At 49.6% G+C, this 20,121-nt stretch carries 14 protein-coding genes; 8 read left to right on the top strand and 6 right to left on the bottom strand.

Going from position 1 to position 20,121, the window contains the following annotated elements; all coding sequences use genetic code 11:
- The first annotated feature begins 80 nt into the window (after window positions 1-80).
- Together CWB98_RS06125 and CWB98_RS06120 are read left to right on the top strand one after the other, a co-directional pair.
- Window positions 81-1,610 carry a hypothetical protein gene (locus CWB98_RS06125; protein WP_138544031.1) on the top strand — a complete coding sequence of 510 codons (1,530 nt, stop codon included), beginning with the start codon at window positions 81-83 and terminating at the stop codon, window positions 1,608-1,610.
- A gap of 123 nt (window positions 1,611-1,733) precedes the next feature.
- Window positions 1,734-2,162: a BLUF domain-containing protein gene (locus CWB98_RS06120; protein ID WP_171045595.1), complete on the top strand. Its 429-nt coding sequence runs from the start codon at window positions 1,734-1,736 to the stop codon at window positions 2,160-2,162.
- A 65-nt stretch (window positions 2,163-2,227) separates the two neighbouring features.
- Here CWB98_RS06120 and CWB98_RS06115 read toward each other — a convergent pair whose 3' ends face one another.
- The 4 genes from CWB98_RS06115 to CWB98_RS06100 all read right to left on the bottom strand — a co-directional run bounded on the left by CWB98_RS06115 (window position 2,228) and on the right by CWB98_RS06100 (window position 7,616).
- Window positions 2,228-3,484, bottom strand: coding sequence for a uracil-xanthine permease family protein (locus CWB98_RS06115; RefSeq protein WP_171045594.1), 1,257 nt, complete (start codon window positions 3,482-3,484; stop codon window positions 2,228-2,230).
- Window positions 3,485-3,494: 10 nt separating this feature from the next.
- Window positions 3,495-4,124 (bottom strand): uracil phosphoribosyltransferase, encoded by a 630-nt coding sequence (gene upp / locus CWB98_RS06110; RefSeq protein ID WP_054014499.1) that lies wholly within the window; start codon window positions 4,122-4,124, stop codon window positions 3,495-3,497.
- A 143-nt stretch (window positions 4,125-4,267) separates the two neighbouring features.
- Window positions 4,268-5,119, bottom strand: coding sequence for a hypothetical protein (locus CWB98_RS06105; protein WP_138544029.1), 852 nt, complete (start codon window positions 5,117-5,119; stop codon window positions 4,268-4,270).
- Between the two features lie 181 nt (window positions 5,120-5,300).
- Entirely contained in the window at window positions 5,301-7,616 is a 2,316-nt protein-coding gene (locus tag CWB98_RS06100) for an Ig-like domain-containing protein (protein WP_138544028.1), read from the bottom strand.
- Window positions 7,617-7,769: 153 nt separating this feature from the next.
- Here CWB98_RS06100 and CWB98_RS06095 point away from each other — a divergent pair, with 153 nt between their 5' ends.
- The 5 genes from CWB98_RS06095 (at window position 7,770) to CWB98_RS06075 (ending at window position 14,983) form a co-directional block, all read left to right on the top strand.
- Window positions 7,770-8,156: a hypothetical protein gene (locus CWB98_RS06095; RefSeq protein ID WP_138544027.1), complete on the top strand. Its 387-nt coding sequence runs from the start codon at window positions 7,770-7,772 to the stop codon at window positions 8,154-8,156.
- A 149-nt stretch (window positions 8,157-8,305) separates the two neighbouring features.
- Entirely contained in the window at window positions 8,306-8,794 is a 489-nt protein-coding gene (locus tag CWB98_RS06090) for a DUF411 domain-containing protein (RefSeq protein WP_138544059.1), read from the top strand.
- Window positions 8,794-10,122, top strand: coding sequence for a TolC family protein (locus CWB98_RS06085; RefSeq protein ID WP_138544026.1), 1,329 nt, complete (start codon window positions 8,794-8,796; stop codon window positions 10,120-10,122). Before CWB98_RS06090 ends, CWB98_RS06085 begins: the two co-directional genes overlap by 1 nt.
- Window positions 10,115-11,818, top strand: a complete 1,704-nt coding sequence (locus CWB98_RS06080; RefSeq protein WP_138544058.1) for an efflux RND transporter periplasmic adaptor subunit — start codon at window positions 10,115-10,117, stop codon at window positions 11,816-11,818. Before CWB98_RS06085 ends, CWB98_RS06080 begins: the two co-directional genes overlap by 8 nt.
- A gap of 15 nt (window positions 11,819-11,833) precedes the next feature.
- Window positions 11,834-14,983 carry an efflux RND transporter permease subunit gene (locus CWB98_RS06075; protein ID WP_138544025.1) on the top strand — a complete coding sequence of 1,050 codons (3,150 nt, stop codon included), beginning with the start codon at window positions 11,834-11,836 and terminating at the stop codon, window positions 14,981-14,983.
- A gap of 3 nt (window positions 14,984-14,986) precedes the next feature.
- Here CWB98_RS06075 and CWB98_RS06070 read toward each other — a convergent pair whose 3' ends face one another.
- Window positions 14,987-16,099 carry a TRAP transporter substrate-binding protein gene (locus CWB98_RS06070; protein ID WP_138544024.1) on the bottom strand — a complete coding sequence of 371 codons (1,113 nt, stop codon included), beginning with the start codon at window positions 16,097-16,099 and terminating at the stop codon, window positions 14,987-14,989.
- Window positions 16,100-16,337: 238 nt separating this feature from the next.
- Between CWB98_RS06070 and CWB98_RS06065 the strand changes: the two genes are divergently transcribed.
- Complete coding sequence (locus CWB98_RS06065; protein WP_138544023.1) at window positions 16,338-18,158, top strand: sensor histidine kinase; 1,821 nt, start codon at window positions 16,338-16,340, stop codon at window positions 18,156-18,158.
- Here the strand turns inward: CWB98_RS06065 and CWB98_RS06060 are convergent.
- On the bottom strand, window positions 18,155-19,993 hold the full coding sequence (locus tag CWB98_RS06060) for a DUF885 domain-containing protein (RefSeq protein WP_138544022.1): 1,839 nt from the start codon (window positions 19,991-19,993) through the stop codon (window positions 18,155-18,157). The two genes, CWB98_RS06065 and CWB98_RS06060, sit on opposite strands and share 4 nt — an antisense overlap.
- Between the last annotated feature and the right edge of the window lie 128 nt (window positions 19,994-20,121).

Raw genomic sequence — 20,121 nt, 5'->3', positions numbered from 1 at the left:
TTGAACCATTATCACTCCTGAACCAGTGCTTATTTGGGGGTTCTGTGTATCAGGTGAAGCAGTACAAAGGAAGAAACAATATGAACAACAAACAACTTAGCTCGCTCAGTTTACTGGCCTTATGTATCGGTACTCTCTCGGCATGCGGAGGTGGCTCAGATAATAGCCTCAATCAGCCTGACTCAGTCAATGTGGCTGCCAATAAAAATAGTAATACTCAGAATAACTCTGATACTGGTTCGAGTAATGGAGACCAGGTGACGGGTGACGAGAATAAATATAGCCAGCGTGGCCGGGTGATTGATGGCTATGTATCCGGGGCCAAGGTTTGGCTGGATCTGAATAATAATGGCTCGCACGATGCTGATGAGCCCAGCGCGCGCTCGACAGATCAGGGAAGCTATCTACTTGAACTAACAGCCGCTCAGAGACAATGTAGTGTGTATGTACCCACTTATGTTGATGTGCCAGTAGGTGCGATTGACGAAGATTTAGGTGAAGTGACTAAGGCCTACCAGCTGGTATTACCTCCTTCACTTGAGGCCATTGAAGATGACCGTATTGCGGCGCATGTCACGCCACTGACTACGGTATTGTGGCAGTCACTGAGTGAGTCTGAGACCTTCAAAGGAAAAAGCTGTGCTCAATTGCAACAGGAGCCCAGATTATTAAGTGAGTTGCTGAACATCTTACGTCAAACCACGAACGAAGTAATTGCACATTACAACATCTCTGAACAGCAGCTGTTCAGTGATTACATTGCGAATGAGGACGAGCAGGCAAAGCAGTTGGCAGAGCGGATTGTATTGGGGCTTCAGGCAAGTCTGAAAAAGCGCCTTGAGTTAGCAGAGCAATACCCGGATGCGGATGAGATCCGCGTTATTCACTACCCGAAAACGCCTCGGTCTGAGCACAGCAGCGAACAACTCTGGTATCGCGACATTGTGGTATTTGGCAAAGGCGATAGCACTTTTTTCAGTGAAACGGCACAAATGGATAGCGAGCTGGAAAACGTGGTATTTGTCGAGTATCTGAGAAACACGGTATACCAACCCTGGGGATCAGCGGGTCAATACAAGCAGCAAATTGACCTCATCAGAGAGAATGCGGAAGATACAGGTCGTTGTGTGTTTGAAGAGGGCGTTTCGGTATCCCTGCAAGGGATTGAATATAAGCTCTCAAACTCACTGGATCATAAACGTGACAATGAAGTACAACGCTGCGACTGGCAACAGGACTTTAGCGCGAGGACTGAGCGTTTGCTGTCGATCTCATATGGCACAGAATTGGTAGAAAAGCATACTCAGATAGAACAGCGCAACGAGATGCTTGACGGGTTGACTGACTGGCATTCTCTGGTAAACAAGCACACCGTACTGGCCCCGCAAGAGTTGGCAGACTATTTCGTTGCAAGCGGCTATGAATTAGAAAAGACACTGACCCTGCCTGCTTTTAGCTGGTATAAGCGGGTGACGGATGATAGCGGTGAGCACCGGGTGATGACGGAGCGATTTGCTGACAAAGACTGGCTCAGAACCACCTATCAAAGCGATGGCACTTACACAAAACAATGCAGTGAAGATGGTATAACCTGGGGATCATGTCAGTGATAATTGTGTTTACGCTCTAAGTGCAGAATCAGTAATTTCACGCCCTCTTGAATTTGATTGATTTGTTTTGCGCAATAACCGCGTTCAACTATGCTTATCATCAGACAGAACAAGGGGGTTGTGATGGCTTTAGTTGAGCTCATTTATGTCAGTACTGTTACTGCGCCTTTGTCGGACGAGCAGCTGATAGAGTTAAGCCGTTACTGTAAAAGTACCAATCAACTCATGGGGATTTCCGGTATGCTACTGTACGACGGTCATCATTTTATGCAAGTGATTGAAGGCGAGAGAGAGCACGTTGAGCGCTTGTATAAAAAAATCCAGCAAGATTCGAGGCATTCAGGTGTCGCTGCGCTGATTGTGAATGATATTGCCAGGCGTAATTTTGCGCGTTGGTCCATGGGTGTCATTGATCTGTCAAAGCATGCGAGCTATCGCAAGGTGAAAAACTTGCGTCCACACAGGCGCCTGCCTTTGAGTTATAAGCTACTTAAATCGTTTCGGGATCATGAAATGGAGTTCGATGAGCGAGTTCGCAAATCATTTGGTTAAATATATATTTTGGAAAACATAGCTGCTGCCACACACAGCAGCTATGTTTAGGTATTTGCGCTAAGCTAGCTTTCTTGACCTGTCTCGGGTTTTGGATGAGGAAGCACAAGGTTAAGCACTATGCCCAAAATGGCACACAGGCTTACCCCTTGGAGGCTAAACTCGGTGCTGCCAAGCTGCATACCGCCAATACCAAACACCAGGATCAGGGCGATGATACTCAGGTTACGCGGTGCACTGAGGTCAGTGTCTGACTTAACCAGTGTGTTTAGACCAACCACCGCAATAGAGCCGAATAACAGGGTCATAATCCCGCCCATAACCGGGGTTGGGATGGTCTGTAACCCAGCCCCCATTTTGCCAACAAATGCCAGTACAATCGCAATGACAGCGGTCCAGGTCATTACCTGAGGGTTGAAGTTACGGGTAAGCATCACCGCCCCGGTGACTTCTGAGTAGGTGGTATTGGGTGGGCCACCAAACAAAGAGGCCGTAGAGGTGGCCAGGCCGTCGCCCAGTAAGGTGCGGTGCAGGCCGGGCTTTTCCAGGTAATCTTTACCGGTAACATTACTAATCGCCATCATATCGCCTATGTGTTCAATGGCTGGCGCAATGGCTACGGGCACCATAAACAAGATGGCAGGCCAGTAAAACTCCGGCCAGACAAACGCAGGGACGGCCAGCCAGCTAGCATTGGTCACCGCATCAAACTGCACTATGCCGAAAAACAGTGATAAGGCATAGCCGGTAATAATGCCTGCCAAAATGGGAATGAGACGAAAAATCCCTTTGGCGGTGACGGCAACCACTAAGGTCACAACGAGTGACAACAAGGAAATGATCAAAGCCTGTTCATAGGCAACCAGTTGCATGCTGCCATCTCCACTTTTACCCATGGCCATATTAACCGCGACGGGGGCAAGCGCGAGGCCGATCACCATGATCACAGGGCCGACAACGACAGGAGGTAAAATTTTGTGAAGAATATCAGCCCCTTTAAAGCGTACCAGTAAGCTCAGTAAAATATAGGCAAACCCGGCAGCCATGAGTCCCCCCATGGTCGCTGGGATCCCCCATACCTGTACGCTGGCAATGATGGGCGCGATAAAAGCAAACGAAGAAGCCAGAAAAACAGGCACCTGTCCGCGTGTCACAAACTGGAACACCAAAGTACCCAGACCTGCGGTAAACAGCGCTACATTAGGATCCAGACCGGTTAGTAGTGGCACCAGTACCAGCGCGCCAAAGGCAACAAACAGCATCTGGGCACCGCTCACAATAGTTTTGAGCGATGTGAAAGAAGTCATTGATATGTTGGACATTCAGCGTGCCCTACACTGTGCCAAAGATTTTATCACCTGCATCACCGAGGCCAGGCACTATGTAGCCTTTCTCATTCAGGTGACTATCCAGTGAAGCGGTAAAAATCTCTACGTCCGGGTGGGCTTCCAGAGTTTTGTCTACCCCTTCAGGTGCAGCAACCAGCACAATGATTTTGATTTCTTTACAGCCCGCTTTTTTCAGCATGTCGATGGTCGCAATCATAGAGCCACCTGTGGCCAGCATAGGGTCGATCACCAGACTCATTCGCTCTTCAATGTTACCAACCAGCTTCTCAAAATAAGGCACAGGTTCGAGCGTTTCTTCGTTACGTTGCAGGCCGACCACACTCACCTTTGCGCTTGGGATTAACTGCATCACGCCTTCCATCATGCCCAGCCCTGCGCGCAGGATTGGTACAACGGTGATTTTCTTGCCTTTGATGTGTTGTACAGTCAGGTCGTCACCCTGCCAGCCCTTGATCGTGATATCTTCTAATGGAATGTCCTTTGTTGCTTCATAGGTCAGCAGGGTACCCACTTCCTGACATAACTCGCGGAAGCTCTTAGTGCTGATCCCATGCTCACGCATCAGGCCTAGTTTATGCTGTACAAGGGGGTGTTTGATTACATGAATGCTCATTGAAAAGATACTCCAGATAAAATTTATCGCTATTTTAGCTTAGCTCTCCGATAATTACCCTGAGATAACGCAAATAATTTATTCAATGAGTTAGGCGAAGTTTACAGGGGTAACCCGGGCTCAGTTCTGGACGAGTTGTTGGCTTAGTGTGAGGATAAAGGAAGCGGTATTGTCTGCCCCTGGTTTTGGGGTAAAGAGAGCGAAATGACACGTCTTGCTGACAGTTTGTGACGATGCTGCAGATAGCCAAAATGCTTGCTTAGTAACCGTGATTGTAAGCCATTGTCCCGGGCTTTTTCCAATGCCCGGGTCAAAATAGAGATATGCACTTTATTGTCTGGATGAAGATAGAAATGAAAATCCAGTGGATAGCTCAACACCAGGTGAGGTTCTATGATTAATCCATCACTGAGAGTGTAATCATCAATTTCATTGATACCCCGTGAAAAGTAATCAAAGCCACGGTTACCGTCGACCAACATGCGCAAAATAGTCGCGTGATCGCTGGCACTTTCAATGAAGGGTAGGCGGTTTGCCTGCCAGATTTGCGTGTCATACCAGCCTGGGGCAAAGACGCCAATTAATTCACTGGCTCGTAAAGCATCCAGTGATTGTATCGCGTCAAAACGAGACTGGTTACGCTGATGGATTAGCAGTAGTCTTTTACCTATCAGCCCTTGTGTCAGCGGCACTGCTATTTTGTGGAAAGTCGCATCGCGCTGTGGTGTTGCCAGGCGCATGATCATGGTGATCCGGCCACTGTTAAGCAGGCGGGATTCTCTCATGTATAAGGGGTTAGGTGTCATGGTTAGTGCAAGCTCATAGCCTAAGTCAGCCAATGCGCGATGGAGTAATTCACTGATATACTTTTGCAACTTAACCTGACGAACAGGCAGGGTGATCTCAATGGTATAGTTAGAGGCTGTGTCTGATTCCGACGCTTGGCTAACACCTGTCAGGAAACAGAAAACGCACAATATCAACACAGACTTCATTGACAACTCCAACCAGTTTACTTCAATCTGACATGGCAGGTTACCCTCACTGCCGTTGCTTAGAGTATAGCTGAGATGTACTTTCTCGGAAGAAAATTGGTCTAGTCAGAAAATTGGAAGGTTGGAGTCTTTCTAGAAAAAGGCGCATGGCGAGCAAACCCCGCCATGCTTTAGCGCATATTTAGAATAGTGTGCGGATAACACGTAGACCAGATGATGGAGCCATTTGGTCAGCGATGACTGTAGCACCATCTTGCGCTTTAAGCGTCCATGCAGGTGAAGAGTTGAGTGCCGGACTGTAAAGCGCGTCTTTTCTGACAAACCCCAGGTGAGAGTCAAAATAAACGTTGTAGATGGTAGAGGGCGAATATTCCATACCGATTGCATTAACAGACCCATCAGGATCCACATGCATGGCTGACTGCCAGGCTAGGTTAATGTTTAGGCTCTTGTTATGGCTGGACAGAACATTTAACTGCTGGTCCAGTTTATAAGTCGTGATAGTAAAGGCCGTATCCTCACCAAACACTAAAATGTTCTTCTGATCGTCTAACTTTATTGCTCTATGAAAATCGCTCACAATATTCTTACTTTGCCAGCTGTGTGTCGACTTAAACGTTTTGTCTAGCTTAGCGACAAACACAGCGACATAGTTAAGGCCAAATTCAGAGTGTGTTTCCTTTAACAAGCTACCAGAGATGGCTAGCTGATCGGAGTCGATAACCACTAACTGAGCGGCTTCAATTCTGTGAGCACCAAAATTATGTACGAATGGTTCACTGATCAGAATTTCACCAGAGGTCAAATCAATTTGTTGAATCGTGGTTGCGTAACTTTCATCCTGAGCACGTACGCTTTGCAGGCGGTAATACTGGTCATTCCAAAGCACTGCGGAGGTAATATCACCAAACCTTTCGCCGCCAGTGTTATTTTGCGTTTGTGTATACCAAACCTCATCTCCAGTTTCAGAGAATTTAGCTGTAACACTGTAAGACTTTCCAGCGTTGTAATCGGTAAAGTTGCCACTGGCGACTAATTCACCACTCGGTAGTTCTAACAATGTCTTAAGTGGCGGGTATCCGGGTTTAGAAATCGTCTTTTCCCACACCAGGTTGCCATACACGTCCAGTTTTGCCAGCCAGTTGTCATTGCCTTTTTGAGATAAGATGATGGTGCTATTGTCTGCGGTAGATATGGCGGTACTTGGATTAGAGCTTACATTTTCAAATTGTACATCATATACAGCAACCGAGAGGATCTTTGTGTCGCTCCACATGGATTCATTACCTGCGATATCAACAACCTGCATTTGCCAGCTATATTCACCAGCAGGCAGCATCAGATCGAGCGTATTTTTATCTGTTGCCTTGGCTGTATAGTGCTCATGCGTTGAGTTATTGGTTGCGCTCACTACATAAGATACTAAGTTGTCGTTGTTTTCCCAGTTGAATGTCACTTTGTGTTGTTCACCTTGTACATTCATTGTCGTGACCACATTTGCAGGTGCTTGCGGTGCTTCCAGTACAAGCTGCCATATTGTTGGCTCTGATTTGTGGCCATAGGCATTGGTGATGCTTGCCTCAAGCTGATATGAACCAGGCGTTAGCTCGCTAAACACCAGTGGCTGGCCGTCTTTTGAATCCAGGCTCAGGTTAGCCGGTCCATGTAGTGACAATTGCAGATATAAACCGTCTTCCTGCTCGGGTGGTGTGTAAGTCAGGGAGTATCCAGCTTCAGTCAGCTCAATGTTTGGCTCTGTCATCGCTGCTGGAGCCTCAGGGCCGAGCAAAGCAAACTCCTGCGCTTTTGACCAAGGACCAGCCTGACCCTGAGCGTTTGTTGCGCGGTAGCTCATCTTATAGTCGCCAAGGGTGAGCTCGGTTAACTCAACCTGAGCTTGTGCCGATCTTAAGATGGTTTCAGATTTATTGTGTTCGACTTTGAGTTCATAAAATTCAGCATGGTTCACTGGATTCAGGGAAACACTGAGCGAGTCTGTATTGCGCAGTTGTGCGTCTAGTTCACTAAACGTCAATGCAGTGTTCACTGCGTTGGTTACTTTGACATTGAAAGGTGCGGCACTGGTGTGTACTTTATTGTCTTTATCAACGGTTTCAATGGCTAGTGTTACGGATGAGTTACCCCAATAATAGGCATCCCAATCCAGTACCCATGGTGCAGACTGGATAGTGTCGACTTTCTTGCCGTTCACTAACAATGAGATCTCTTTGACTTGGCTTTCATCTGAGACTGACACGGATACCTGAGTAGCGGTTGCATTTACAACACTGTTTGCAGAGTGCGATACCACAGACACAGAGAGAGTCTGATTATCATCGTTACTATCTGGTTTTTTTTCAGTATCCTTATTGTCTGTTTTCGCAGTATCAGAGGCTTTCTCAACAAGCTGCGAGTTATCGGAACTCGAGCCACATCCGGTTAAGGCAAGGCATACTGCTAAACTGAGTGAAGAAAGAGGTAAGTTTATTATTTTCATTAAGTTAACTTCCGTGATTTTTGAGCGTTTCAGTATATTGTACCCCTTTTGTATCGGAATAGAAAACAGCATAGGCGGATGGCATTGTGCGCTAAATTGTATTCAACTGGTGCAATGTGTGTAATAATGTCAACAGGTGTAAACGGGGCAATTATGAACTACATAATTAAGTCAAGTGTATTGATGCTGGTTGTGCTGGCTTTTGCAGCTCAGGGCTTGTCCACAGTCGTGATGAACTGTGAGGTACATATGCAGGGTCATACAATGCATGGCTCTGCTATGCAGCACAAAGCTCAGACAAATCATATGCATGGTGGTGAACACAGAGCTGAGACTGTGCTTGTGCACACAGATTCCGCAGCAGACTGCTGTGAGAGTGATTGTGCATGTCCCGCAAATGCCTGTAGTAACGTACAATTATTACCTGTTGCAGAATTTTCTCTCACAACAGACTTAGTGTTCCTTGCTGCCATTTGGCATGACGATCAACTCCCCATTGCCGTCGCTCAGTCCTTATATCGCCCCCCCATTTTTGCCTGACCCAGGTGAAGTGCGTCTGAAATTCGGCGCCTGACCTGTCAATCCAACTTCTTAAGATGACTTCACTGCGCGGTGCAGTGTGATGTTTATATGATTCTGATCTGCTCTCGTTATTTGAATGGGCAGGCAGAAGAAGACGGAGGCAAATGATGTCTTTTACTACCAATAAATATGGTCTATTTCTGAGCGCCTGTTTGTGCTCGCTGCTGAGCCTGAGCAGCCAGGCTCAGCCGGGCCCGTTACAGGCGTTAACTGTTTATAAAACGCCAACCTGTGGCTGCTGTAAAAAGTGGCTGTCACACCTGTTGGCGCAAGGCGTTGCGGCGCAGGGCAGGGAGCTGGCGTCTTTAAGTGCGCTTAAATCACGTCACGGTATTGCACCGCGTTACCGCTCTTGTCATACCGCGCTCAGCCATGACGGCTGGGTATTTGAAGGGCATGTCCCGGCAAAGTTTATTCAGCAATTTCTGGCCAACCCTAAAGCGGATGCCATTGGGCTGAGTGTGCCTGCCATGCCGCTGGGCTCGCCTGGCATGGAAGTGGATGAGCGTTTTATGCCATATCAGGTCTTACTGCTGATGAAAGATGGCAGCCATCAGGTTTATGCGCAAATCGATACTTATGAGGAGCAGTTTTGATGCCGTTTTTAATTCCTGCAACAGCCCGTTGCGCGCTACTGGGCGCACTGATAATGGCAACCAGCTCTGTACAGGCCTCTTTGCCTTTACAAAAAGCCATAGAGCAGGCAATTGCTCAGGATCCTTTATTGCAAAAACACCAACATCAGCAGCAAGCGACTTATGCGCAAGGCCTCGCCGCTGGTACGCTACCCGATCCCAAAGTGTCCTTGTCTATGATGAATCTGCCGGTGGATGGCTGGCAACACGACCGCGAGGCAATGACTCAGCTTAAGGTGGGCGTGAGCCAGCATTTTGGCCGTGGCGATGAGTTAGCACTTAAACGCGAGCAACTGCAGATTGCCAGTGAAGAATATCCATTGCTTCGCGCCGATCGGGTTGCGCAAATACGGGCACAAGTCAGTCAGCTATGGCTCGATACCTATCTGGCCGAGCGTACCATTGCTTTGATTGAGCAGGATAAAGCCCTGTTTGAGCAACTGGTCGATGTCAGTAAAGCCAGTTATGCCAATGTGGTCGGGCGGACCCGCCAGCAGGATGTGATCCGCGCGCAACTCGAGTTGGTGCAGCTCGATGACCGCCTCAGCGTTGAATACCAAAAACGGGAATCTGCGCGTGCACAGCTGCTGGCCTGGCTGCGAGGCGCTCAGGCGCATATCGCCTGGTCTGATATCAATTTGCCAGAGACCTTGCCTCAGCTAAAAGTGGCTGTCCCGGCTATTTTTATGCAGGGTAAGCCGGATGCAGCGCGACTACTGGCACGGCTTACCAGCCATCCGGTGGTGCTGGCACAGGATGTACGTATTGAGGCGGCTGGCAAAGGGGTTGCGATTGCTCGCCAGCAATATAAGCCGCAGTGGGGTGTGAATGCCAGCTATGGATATCGCAGTGATATGCCAGATGGCAGCAGCCGCGCCGACTTCTTTTCGCTGGGGGTGACGCTGGATGTGCCTTTATTTACCGACAACCGTCAGGACCAGTGGCTGAGCTCTGCTCAGTCAAATCGCGAAGCCATCAAAACCGATAAATTGCTGTTGCTGCGTGAGCTGTCCGGTCAGGTTGAAAAAGAGGCGAGTCAGCTAAGGCGATTGTCAGAGCGTCAGACCTTGTATCGGGAGCAGTTGCTGCAACAAACACATGAGCAAGCAGAAGCTGCGCTCACCGCCTATACCAATGATAACGGCGATTTTGCCGAGGTCGTGCGAGCCCGCATTGCCGAGCTCAATGCCAGAGTCGCGGCCAAACAAATTGACGTCGATGCCCTTAAAGCCGTTGCCAGACTGAACTATTACCTCACCACCTATCAGCCAGGAGTGAATGATGAATAATACGCTGAAACTATTGCTAGCTGGCTTATCAGGGGGCGCGCTGAGCTATGTCCTGATGACGCTGACCGCCACACCCTCTCATACCGCTGATGCAGAGGTCGATAGCAACCAGCCGCTCTACTGGGTGGCGCCAATGGACAGTAATTATCGCCGTGATAAACCCGGTAAGTCGCCTATGGGCATGGATCTGGTGCCTGTTTATGCCGAAAGTGAAGAGCAGGTGCCCGGCGCCGTCACCATTTCTCCTGAAGTCGTGAATAACCTGGGCGTGAGAACCGCTGCGGTTGAAGTGGGGCCGATGCACAGCACGATTTCGACGGTGGGTTATGTGCAATATGATGAAGACAAACTGGTACACATTCACCCGCGCGTCGATGGCTGGGTTGAAACCCTGTACATCAAAGCGGCCGGCGAGCCGGTGGAGCAGGGGCAGCCTTTGTATTCGCTCTATTCGCCGCAGCTGGTGAATGCGCAGGAAGAATTTTTAATCGCGTTAAATCGTAATAATGCCACCCTGATCAAAGCGGCACGCGAGCGTTTAATGGCGCTGCAATTGTCGGCCGATTTTATCGCCAGTTTAGAGGCGCAGCGTCAGGTGCGTCAGACCATCACCTTCTACGCCCGCCAAAGCGGTGTGATAGCCGAGCTGAAGATCCGCGAAGGGTTTTATGTCAATCCAGGTAATACCCTAATGAGTATTGCCCAGCTGGATCAGGTCTGGGTGGAAGCCGAAGTATTCGAGCGCGATACCGCGCTGGTCAAAGCCGGTCAGCCCGTTACTATGACGCTGGATTATCTGCCCGGTGCGCGTTGGCAGGGCAATGTAGACTATGTTTATCCAACCCTCAATGAAACCACTCGGACCCTGCGGGTACGTTTGAAGTTTGACAATGCAGCAGGGCAACTGAAACCCAATATGTTTGCGCAGGTACTAATTCAGGCCGGCAGTAAAACACAAGCCATGCAGGTGCCGAGCGAGGCGGTGATCCGCACCGGTAAGCAGGACAGGGTTGTTGTGGCGTTGGGCGACGGGCGCTTTAAATCTGTGGCCGTTACTTTGGGTCGGGTAGGGCTGCAAAGCACTGAGATCCTCGATGGACTTCAGCAGGACGATCGGGTTGTCACTTCAGCTCACTTCCTGATTGATTCGGAGTCCAGCAAAAGCTCTGACTTTAAGCGTATGAGTGCGGATGCAAAACCAACTCAGGTCTGGATGGCCGGTACTGTGAACCACTATGAGGCGCAATCGGACGTGATCAACATGACTCATGATGCTGTGCCCGAGTGGGAATGGCCCGAAATGACCATGGATTTTCAACTTGCTGAGACGCTCGACAGCAGTGCGCTTAAAGCCGGTCAGTCGCTGCATTTTGAGGTCACCAAAACGGATGCCGGGTATGAAATCACCACCATTCACATCATGGCTGAACCGACCTTACCAACGGCGACCGTGGATGGCCATATCAAAGCAATAGATGCCGCCTCGCGTACCGCGACTATCCATCGCGGCGCCATAGAGAAATGGGGGCGGGCAGCGGCCACCATGGACTTTGTGATAGCCGAAGACATCGACCTGAGTGCGTTTAATGTTGGCGATCAGATAACCTTTACCTTCGAGGTGGGGGATGATTTTGTTGTGACCAAGATGCAGCACGGTGAGCAAGACTCTGCCATGTCTGAACATGCGCATCATTAAGCCGGGAGTATTATCATGATAGCAGCAATCATAACCTGGTCTTTGCACAATCGCGTACTGGTCTTGTTGAGCACGCTGATGCTGGTGGCAGGCGGCCTGTTTGCACTGAAGCAAACGCCGGTCGATGCCATTCCGGATCTATCGGATGTGCAGGTCATAGTCAAAACCAGTTATCCGGGCCAGTCGCCGCAAGTGGTCCAGGATCAGGTGACTTTTCCGTTGACCACCGCCATGTTGTCAGTTCCGGGGGCAACCACAGTGCGGGGATACTCCTTCTATGGCGATTCCTATGTGTATGTGATCTTTGATGACGACACGGATCTTTACTGGGCGCGTAGCCGGGTACTGGAGTATCTCAGCCAAGCGGCCAACTTACTGCCACCGACTGCCAAACCACAACTTGGACCGGATGCCACCGGGGTGGGCTGGGTGTACATTTATGCCCTGACGGATCGTTCGGGTAAGCACGACATTAGCCAATTACGTAGTCTCCAGGACTGGTTCTTAAAATACGAGTTACAGACGGTGCCTGGGGTCTCCGAAGTGGCTTCTGTGGGTGGTATGGTTAAGCAATATCAGGTGCAGGTTGACCCGGATAAACTGCGCGCCTATAACCTGCCCCTGAGTCATATTCAGCAGGCGCTGCAACGAGGTAACCAGGAAACCGGCGCGTCAGTTATCGAGATGGCAGAAGCTGAATATATGGTGACGGCCACCGGATATATTCGTTCGGTCACTGACATTGCCCAGATCCCGCTGGGCCTCAATGCACAGGGCACCGCATTGACCTTAGGTGATGTCGCGCAAATAACCATCGGCCCGCAAATGCGACGCGGCATTGCCGAGCTTAACGGCGAAGGTGAAGTGGTTGGCGGCGTGGTGGTCATGCGCTTTGGTGAAAATGCGCAGCAGACCATAGCCGGTGTGAAAGCCCGGCTGGATGAGTTGAAGGCCTCCTTACCCGAAGGGGTTGAGGTGGTCACTGTGTATGACCGCAGCCAGCTGATTGAGCGGGCGGTTGATAACCTGTGGCAAAAGTTGCTTGAAGAGCTATTGGTGGTGGCCGTGATCTGTGCCGCTTTCCTGTTCCATTTGCGCTCCTCGCTGGTGGCGGTGATCACTTTGCCGTTGGGGATCCTGGTGGCCTTTATTGTTATGTATTTTCAGGGGATCAACGCCAACATCATGTCGCTTGGCGGGATTGCCATCGCCATCGGTGCGATGACCGATGGGGCAATCGTGATGATAGAAAACCTTCATAAGCACATGGAAAAGACGCCGCTGACCGACGACAATCGCTGGCAGGTTGTGGCGAAAGCCGCCACGGAAGTGGGTCCAGCCCTGTTCTTCAGCCTGCTGATCATCACCGTGTCATTCCTGCCGGTGTTTATTCTCGAAGCGCAGGAAGGGCGCATGTTTGCGCCGCTGGCATATACGAAAACCTATGCCATGGCAGCAGCTGCCGGACTGGCAATTACCCTGGTCCCAGTGCTGATGGGCTACTTTATCCGTGGCAAAGTCACGCCGGAGCGCAAGAACCCGCTCAACCGGCTGCTTATAGCCGCTTATATGCCACTGCTGCGACAGGTGATGCGTTTCCCTAAGACCACGCTTTTGGCAGCGATCGCTCTGACTGTGGTGGGCTTTTATCCGCTGAATAAAATCGGCAGCGAATTTATTCCGCCACTGGATGAAGGCGATCTGATGTATATGCCCACCACTTATCCGGGGATTTCCATCGGTAAAGCGCGTGAGCTGTTACAGCAAACCGACAAACTGATTGCCACAGTGCCCGAGGTAGAAAATGTGTTTGGTAAAGTCGGCCGTGCCGAATCGGCCACCGATCCTGCGCCACTGACTATGATTGAAACCTTTATTCAGCTTAAGCCTCGCAGCGAATGGCGTGAGGGCATGACCACAGAAAAGCTCAAAGCCGAACTGGATCGTCTGGTGAAACTACCGGGTGTCAGCAATGCCTGGGTGATGCCCATCAAAACCCGTATCGATATGCTCGCGACGGGGATCAAAACGCCGGTCGGGGTTAAGATTGCAGGCCCAGATCTAACCGTTATTGAATCGCTTGGTCAGCGTCTCGAAACCATTCTCAGCAAGGTACCTGGCACGGCGTCTGTGTATTCTGAGCGAGTTGCGGGCGGGCGTTATATTAAAGTGGATATTCGCCGCGAGCAGGCCAGTCGTTTCGGGCTAAACATTGCCGATGTGCAGCAAGTGGTGGCCACCGCCATTGGTGGTATGAATGTTACCCAAACCGTAGAGGGGCAGGAGCGCTACCCGGTCAATTTGCGTTATCCGCAGGATTATCGTAGCTCGCCCGAGCAGCTGGCACGGTTGCCAATCGTGACGCCTACCGGTCAGCGTATTGCGCTTGGGGATGTGGCCGATGTGTACGTAGAAAGTGGCGCGCCGGGGATCAAAAGTGAGAACGCCCGCATCAATGGCTGGACCTTTGTCGACATAGACGGTGTAGACCTGGGCAGTTATGTTGAGCTGGCGCGCAGTGTGGTCGCCGAAGAGCTGGCATTACCCGCCGGGTACTCATTAAACTGGGCGGGTCAGTATGAATATATGCTCCGGGCTCAGGAAAAGCTCAGTTATGTGCTGCCGCTGACTTTGGCAATCATCATGTTGCTGTTATACCTTAACTTCCGTCGTTTTGGTGAGGTGGCGCTGATCCTCCTGACTCTGCCTATGGCCACTGTGGGCGGTCTGTGGCTGATGTATTTGCAAGGCTTTAACTTCTCCGTCGCGGTGGGGGTTGGCTTTATTGCGCTGGCCGGTGTGGCGGTCGAGATTGGCGTACTCATGCTAGTGTACCTGGAGCAGGCGTTTGAAGACCTGCAAAGCGAGGCCAAAGCACGGCAGGTTGCTGTAAGCGAATCACAATACATAGATGCTTTGCTACATGGTGCTGCACTACGGGTACGGCCGGTGATGATGACCGTCGCGACTATCATCATTGGTTTGCTGCCGATTTTGTATGGCACAGGCACTGGCTCTGAAATCATGAGTCGGATTGCTGCGCCTATGGTGGGTGGTATGCTCAGCGCACTGGTGTTAGCGCTATTGGTATTGCCAGTATGTTATAGCCTGATGAAAAAGCCCGCGCTGCAACGCTTTAACGCGCAAATTCAGCAAGGTATTTAACAGCTAGGTTGGAAAAGTCAGGCCATTATTGACTTGAGTGGCGGCCAGAAACTCATCAAAGGCACTGACTTTTCCCAACAGCGCCACTTTGGTGGCGTGCCATTCACGGCGCTGATAACCGCCAATTTCCTGCCAGGCGGCCATCTCATCGGCACTCGGGTAATAAATGGTGGCGCCATTTCTGAGCAGGCCACGCTGACAGTAAAGCGCGGCCCGACGTGCCATTGGCAGGTGCTGGGTAAAGGTTTTCTCTGCGCCTTCCCAAACGGCAATGCGCAGCTTTCTTGGCAGCGAATTGAGCCACTGCTGATTAATAACCGATACCCAGCCATCCTGCACCGAATTAATCAAAGATACGGCCCCTATGTGGCGATTTAGCCCATTTGGACCGTTATATAATCCCGTTACCGACGGGTCCAGGGCATCGAAACGTTTACTCGCCGCCAGCATGGCTGCTTTTTTCCAGGCCACCTGAACCGGTGTGGTGCCACAGAGTTGATAAAACTGTCTGAGTACCTGACTGGCGGGCACACGAAAGATCACATCAATGATATCGCTGGGCGTTTTCAGCAACTTGCCGTACTGACGTGTAGAGGTCAGGGTTCTGGCGCCGGGCAGATGATACAGCAAGATTGCAATCTCGCTCTGAGCACGGATCTGATCAGTGACCTGTTGCTGCCATAATTTTGAGGTGATGAGATTCAGGTAAGACTGAGACTGTGCAGCCCAAAAGGGAATATTGAGAATATCGAGCTTAGGCACAATAGGTGACAGGTTAGAGACACTCAGCAGTGCCCCCTGAATGGCACCTCTGGAAACCTGTACAGCTAGCTCACGGCCAACGCCCTGTTGGCCTTTATCGCGGATCTCCACGCAGATTTTGCCATTAGAAAAGTCTTCAATATTGCGTTTCAGCTGCTGGTGCATATGAGGGGAAGACAGCCATAGCTCGGTATTATAGGGGGAGGCAAAAACTAAACGGTAACGTGCTCCGGTGCAGTCTGGTTGCTTTGCTTGAAGCTCTGTTCCCAGCAGAGGCAGCAAGGCGGTACTCTGGCGCAAAAAAATACGCCTGCCAGGGGATAACAGACTATTGGGTTTACCTAAGCTGCTCATACCTTCACTCTAAGTAACTGCAACCCAACTGCATCAGGTCTAAATGAACTTATGCTGTTAAGTCTAGACCGCATTGAGTTAAATGAAAATCAGTCTATGGATCACCATAACGAGCGGTGCTTTGTATAGGAGGCGATTTTTAATCATAAGTGAATGATGCAAAGTCTGGGTAATGCTCGCCGAACACGATTATGTTGTCTAAGCTTATGAGGACTAGGGGCAAGTCAGGAACTTATTTGTGCAGTTAAAACAGTCACTTTTGTTATTCAAAGTGGCCGCCATTGGTGCGGCGTTGATCATTGCGACGGTGAGCTGGTTTCTCTACCGGGAGCTGGATCATAGCAAGCAACTCAACGATCATTTATTTAAATTACAAACCCAAATCCAGCGGCTGTTGGATCAGGAAGAGCGGTTTGTGATTGAAAGGCAGAAAGCCTCCTTGCTCTCTATTGATGACTATCGTTATGCATATCGGGATAGCTTCAATGAGCTGGTCGCTTTACTGGTGACTGATCATCAACATCTTGAGTTGCTGTTTAAGCTCGATGAGCAGGTTAATCAGTTCGCCGAATTGTATGAGCAACTGGCCTCTATGCAGGCGTTGCTGGGCTATGATAAAGACGATGGCGTGTATGGTGAGTTCCGCAGTAAAGCACATGCTTTGCAGGCGCTTGCCAAAGAGGCTCAAGATCCGCAACTGGAGATCTTACTTTTGGAGTTGAGGCGACGGGAAAAAGACTTTTTGCTCCGGCTCGACAGAAGCTATCTAAATCAACACGGCGACCTGATCCTGCAAGCTAAAAATCGTATCCGGACAAAGTTCCCTGAGCGTGCAGAGGCATTTGGGTTGACGCTGGAGCATTATCAGAATGGTTTTGTCGTATACACCAATGTATTGCAAAAACAGGGGCTGGATCATAACCAGGGCGTACGTGGTGAGTTGGGTGAGCTAAAGTTGGCGATACGCGGCCATTTTACGATTGTGGCTAAACAGCTGTTCAGTGCGTATCAGGAGGAGCAGCAACAGCTGATCTTGATCAGTTTGCTATCAATCGTACTCAGTAGCGGCTTTAGTCTGCTCCTGTTGTACTACCTTAATAGTCGGGTATCCGCGCAGGTTATGGCGATTGGCAGAGTGCTTGTCAGGGTCGCTAAGCATGAAGACTTTTCTTTACGTGTCAATCTCAAAAGTGAAGATGAAATTGCCCAGATAGGTCACCATCTGGATGAACTGCTCGACTTTATCGAGACCCTGATGGCCAGGCTCAGTGCAGCCCAGCAGCGGCTAATTGAAGAGGCCAAAATGGCGAGCCTGAGCAATATGGTCAGTGGCTTTGCCCATGAGCTAAACACCCCGCTGGGCATTGCCATTACCAGCCAGTCTCATCTTAAAGCGCAGGTTGAAAATATGCGCCGCGATTTAGATAGCGGACAGCTGAAGAAAACCACGCTGACCAATCTTATTGGGGAGGCAGAGTCGGCTCTTTTTTTGCTGGAAAACAACCTGCATCGCACAGCTTCACTCATTGACGACTTTAAAAAGGTATCGGCACAGCAGCATTACGACACGGAGATGGAATTTGACTTGAAAACCCTGGTGGAAGGGGTGTTTGACTGTTATCGCAGCGAACTGCCTGAGAAGGAGTACAAAATTGAAATTGAAATACCGGATAATCTGATCCTCAGTAGCTATCCCAATGTGTTTAATCAGATCATCGGATATAGCCTGAACAACAGTGTATTACATGGTAAACATCCGGACAGACAGCTGACCATCATAGTCTCGGCGCATATCGTGAATGACTATGTACACTTCTATTTTAAAGACGATGGACAGGGTATTGATAAGGAACTACTGCCTGTGATTTTTGAGCCTTTTGTCACGTCAAAACGTCACTCGGGCGGCACAGGTTTGGGATTAAGTATCATCTACAACCTGGTGACTCAAAAGCTAGGTGGGGAGATTAAAATACAAAGCCCCGCTCATGGCGGGGCTTGCTTACACATTATTCTGGCGAATACCGCGTTTAAGATGGTATCGCCAGAGCCATGTGATTAGGCTTTTTTGCTGGCAACCCATTCGTTCACGAATTGCTCTAGCACGTTCAGTGGCACTGGACCGTTTTTAAGTACTACATCGTGGAACTGACGGATATCGAACTTGTCGCCCAGCTCTTTCTTAGCAGCTTCACGTAGTTCAACAATTTTCAGCATACCAATCTTGTAAGCCGTCGCCTGAGATGGGATCACGATGTGGCGCTCTACCATTTTCACTGCATCAGACTTCGCGTTTGGCGTGTTGTTTACATAGTAATCAATACCTTCCTGACGCGTCCACTTCATTGCATGGATACCTGTGTCTACAACCAGACGACAAGCACGCCATAGTTCCATCGCTAAGCGGCCAAAGTCAGAATATGGGTCTTCATACAGGCCCATTTCTTTTGGCACCAGCTCAGAGTATAGTCCCCAGCCTTCAGTGTAAGCGGTATAGCGGCCAAATTTACGGAACTTAGGCATGTTTTCTAGTTCCATAGCAATGGCGATTTGCATGTGGTGGCCAGGAATACCTTCGTGGTAAGCCAGTGCTTCCATCTGGTAGGTTGGCATGGCTTCCATGTCATACAGGTTGGCATAATACACACCCGGACGTGAGCCATCCGGAGCTGGCTGCTGATAGAAGGCTTTACCTGCTGATTTTTCACGGAAAGCTTCTACGCGTTTAACTATCATGTCGGCTTTTGGTTTGACGATGAACAGCTCGTCAAGACGACCTTTCAGATTGTCGATCATGGCAGTCGCGTCTGCCAGATACTTGGCTTTACCTTCTTCAGTGTTAGGCAGGTAGAACTGCTTGTCGGTACGCATGAACTGCATAAAGGCTTTCAGATCGCCTTTAAAGCCGACTTTTTCTTTGATTTCACGCATTTCATCATGAATACGTGCAACCTCAGACAAACCAATTTTGTGGATTTCTGCCGCAGTTAAATCTGTGGTGGTGGTGCGCGCCAGCGCATTGTTGAAAAACTTCTCACCATCAGGGAACTTCCAGGCACCATCACGAGTATCAGCACGCTTCTCAAGCTGTTGCAAGTAGCTGATTAGTTTAGAGTAGGCTGGTTTAACTGCGGTTTTAAGTGCTTCTGTTGCCTCACCGATCAGGGCTTGCTTCTCACTGTCTGCAATGTCTAATTTATTGACCTTACGTTTAAAATCAGCCAACAGAGTCGAATCTTCACCACTGGCAAACGGTGCCCCTTTGATGATGTTTTTGCTTGAATCAATGACGTGAGGGAATACAAACTTAGGCGCAATAATACCTTTGTCAGCACGTGTAGTCAGGTCTTTTTCCAGCTGCTCGAATACCACAGGCACTCCATTTAGACGTGAAATATACGCTTTGGCGTCTTTTACGTCAGTGATTTGGTGCTGGTTGATCAAAAATGCCGGGACCATTGAGTGAGTACCGTACATCTGATTGACTGGATAGTTGTGATAACGCCATTTGTAGTCGGCAATCTGATTTTCTAAGCCTTGCTTGAACAAGTCATAGCTTACCTGAGTTTGTGCATCCAGTTTGCTACGGTCAATCGCTTTTAAAGCAACCAGGTCTTTCTTGGTGAGTTCCAGATCCTCTTTTGCTCGCGCTTCAGAGCCATCATCCCATTTGTCGTAGTCTTGCTTAATACCCAGGTAAGTTTGGTAAACCGGGCTGCGCATAACGCCGCGCATAAAAACTTCATCAAAAAAGGCATTGGCCTTTTCTACTTCGCTTTGTACTACTTGTTGGGTTACTTCCGCCTTGGCGGTGTTAGTTGGTTGCTCTGCAGTTTGCTGACAACCTGAGAGGAGCGCTGCTGCCACGGCTGCGGCAAGGAGTGTCATTTTACGCATGGGTTACCTTTTTTATTGTGTTCCACTTGGATTAGGGTGTTGGTGCATTATCACCAACAAAAATTGTCTCCGGCAGGTGTATTTTCATCTACCGGCAAGCTTACCAGCCCAATCTTATCCTAAGAGCA

The organism is Pseudoalteromonas rubra (assembly GCF_005887115.1).
Classification (GTDB): Bacteria; Pseudomonadota; Gammaproteobacteria; order Enterobacterales; family Alteromonadaceae; genus Pseudoalteromonas; species Pseudoalteromonas rubra_F.
The sequence above is the reverse complement of the archived record's forward strand: the minus strand, read 5'-3'. Positions and strand labels throughout refer to the sequence as shown.

Excerpts from the sequence above, each read along its gene's own strand:
- CWB98_RS06085 (WP_138544026.1), top strand. The coding sequence starts at position 8,794 with ATGCCGTTTTTAATTCCTGCAACAGCCCGTTGCGCGCTACTGGGCGCA.
- CWB98_RS06115 (WP_171045594.1), bottom strand. The coding sequence starts at position 3,484 with ATGTCCAACATATCAATGACTTCTTTCACATCGCTCAAAACTATTGTG.
- CWB98_RS06075 (WP_138544025.1), top strand. The coding sequence starts at position 11,834 with ATGATAGCAGCAATCATAACCTGGTCTTTGCACAATCGCGTACTGGTC.
- CWB98_RS06080 (WP_138544058.1), top strand. The coding sequence starts at position 10,115 with ATGAATAATACGCTGAAACTATTGCTAGCTGGCTTATCAGGGGGCGCG.
- CWB98_RS06090 (WP_138544059.1), top strand. The coding sequence starts at position 8,306 with ATGTCTTTTACTACCAATAAATATGGTCTATTTCTGAGCGCCTGTTTG.
- CWB98_RS06095 (WP_138544027.1), top strand. The coding sequence starts at position 7,770 with ATGAACTACATAATTAAGTCAAGTGTATTGATGCTGGTTGTGCTGGCT.
- upp (WP_054014499.1), bottom strand. The coding sequence starts at position 4,124 with ATGAGCATTCATGTAATCAAACACCCCCTTGTACAGCATAAACTAGGC.
- CWB98_RS06105 (WP_138544029.1), bottom strand. The coding sequence starts at position 5,119 with ATGAAGTCTGTGTTGATATTGTGCGTTTTCTGTTTCCTGACAGGTGTT.
- CWB98_RS06070 (WP_138544024.1), bottom strand. The coding sequence starts at position 16,099 with ATGAGCAGCTTAGGTAAACCCAATAGTCTGTTATCCCCTGGCAGGCGT.
- CWB98_RS06060 (WP_138544022.1), bottom strand. The coding sequence starts at position 19,993 with ATGCGTAAAATGACACTCCTTGCCGCAGCCGTGGCAGCAGCGCTCCTC.
- CWB98_RS06120 (WP_171045595.1), top strand. The coding sequence starts at position 1,734 with ATGGCTTTAGTTGAGCTCATTTATGTCAGTACTGTTACTGCGCCTTTG.
- CWB98_RS06125 (WP_138544031.1), top strand. The coding sequence starts at position 81 with ATGAACAACAAACAACTTAGCTCGCTCAGTTTACTGGCCTTATGTATC.
- CWB98_RS06100 (WP_138544028.1), bottom strand. The coding sequence starts at position 7,616 with ATGAAAATAATAAACTTACCTCTTTCTTCACTCAGTTTAGCAGTATGC.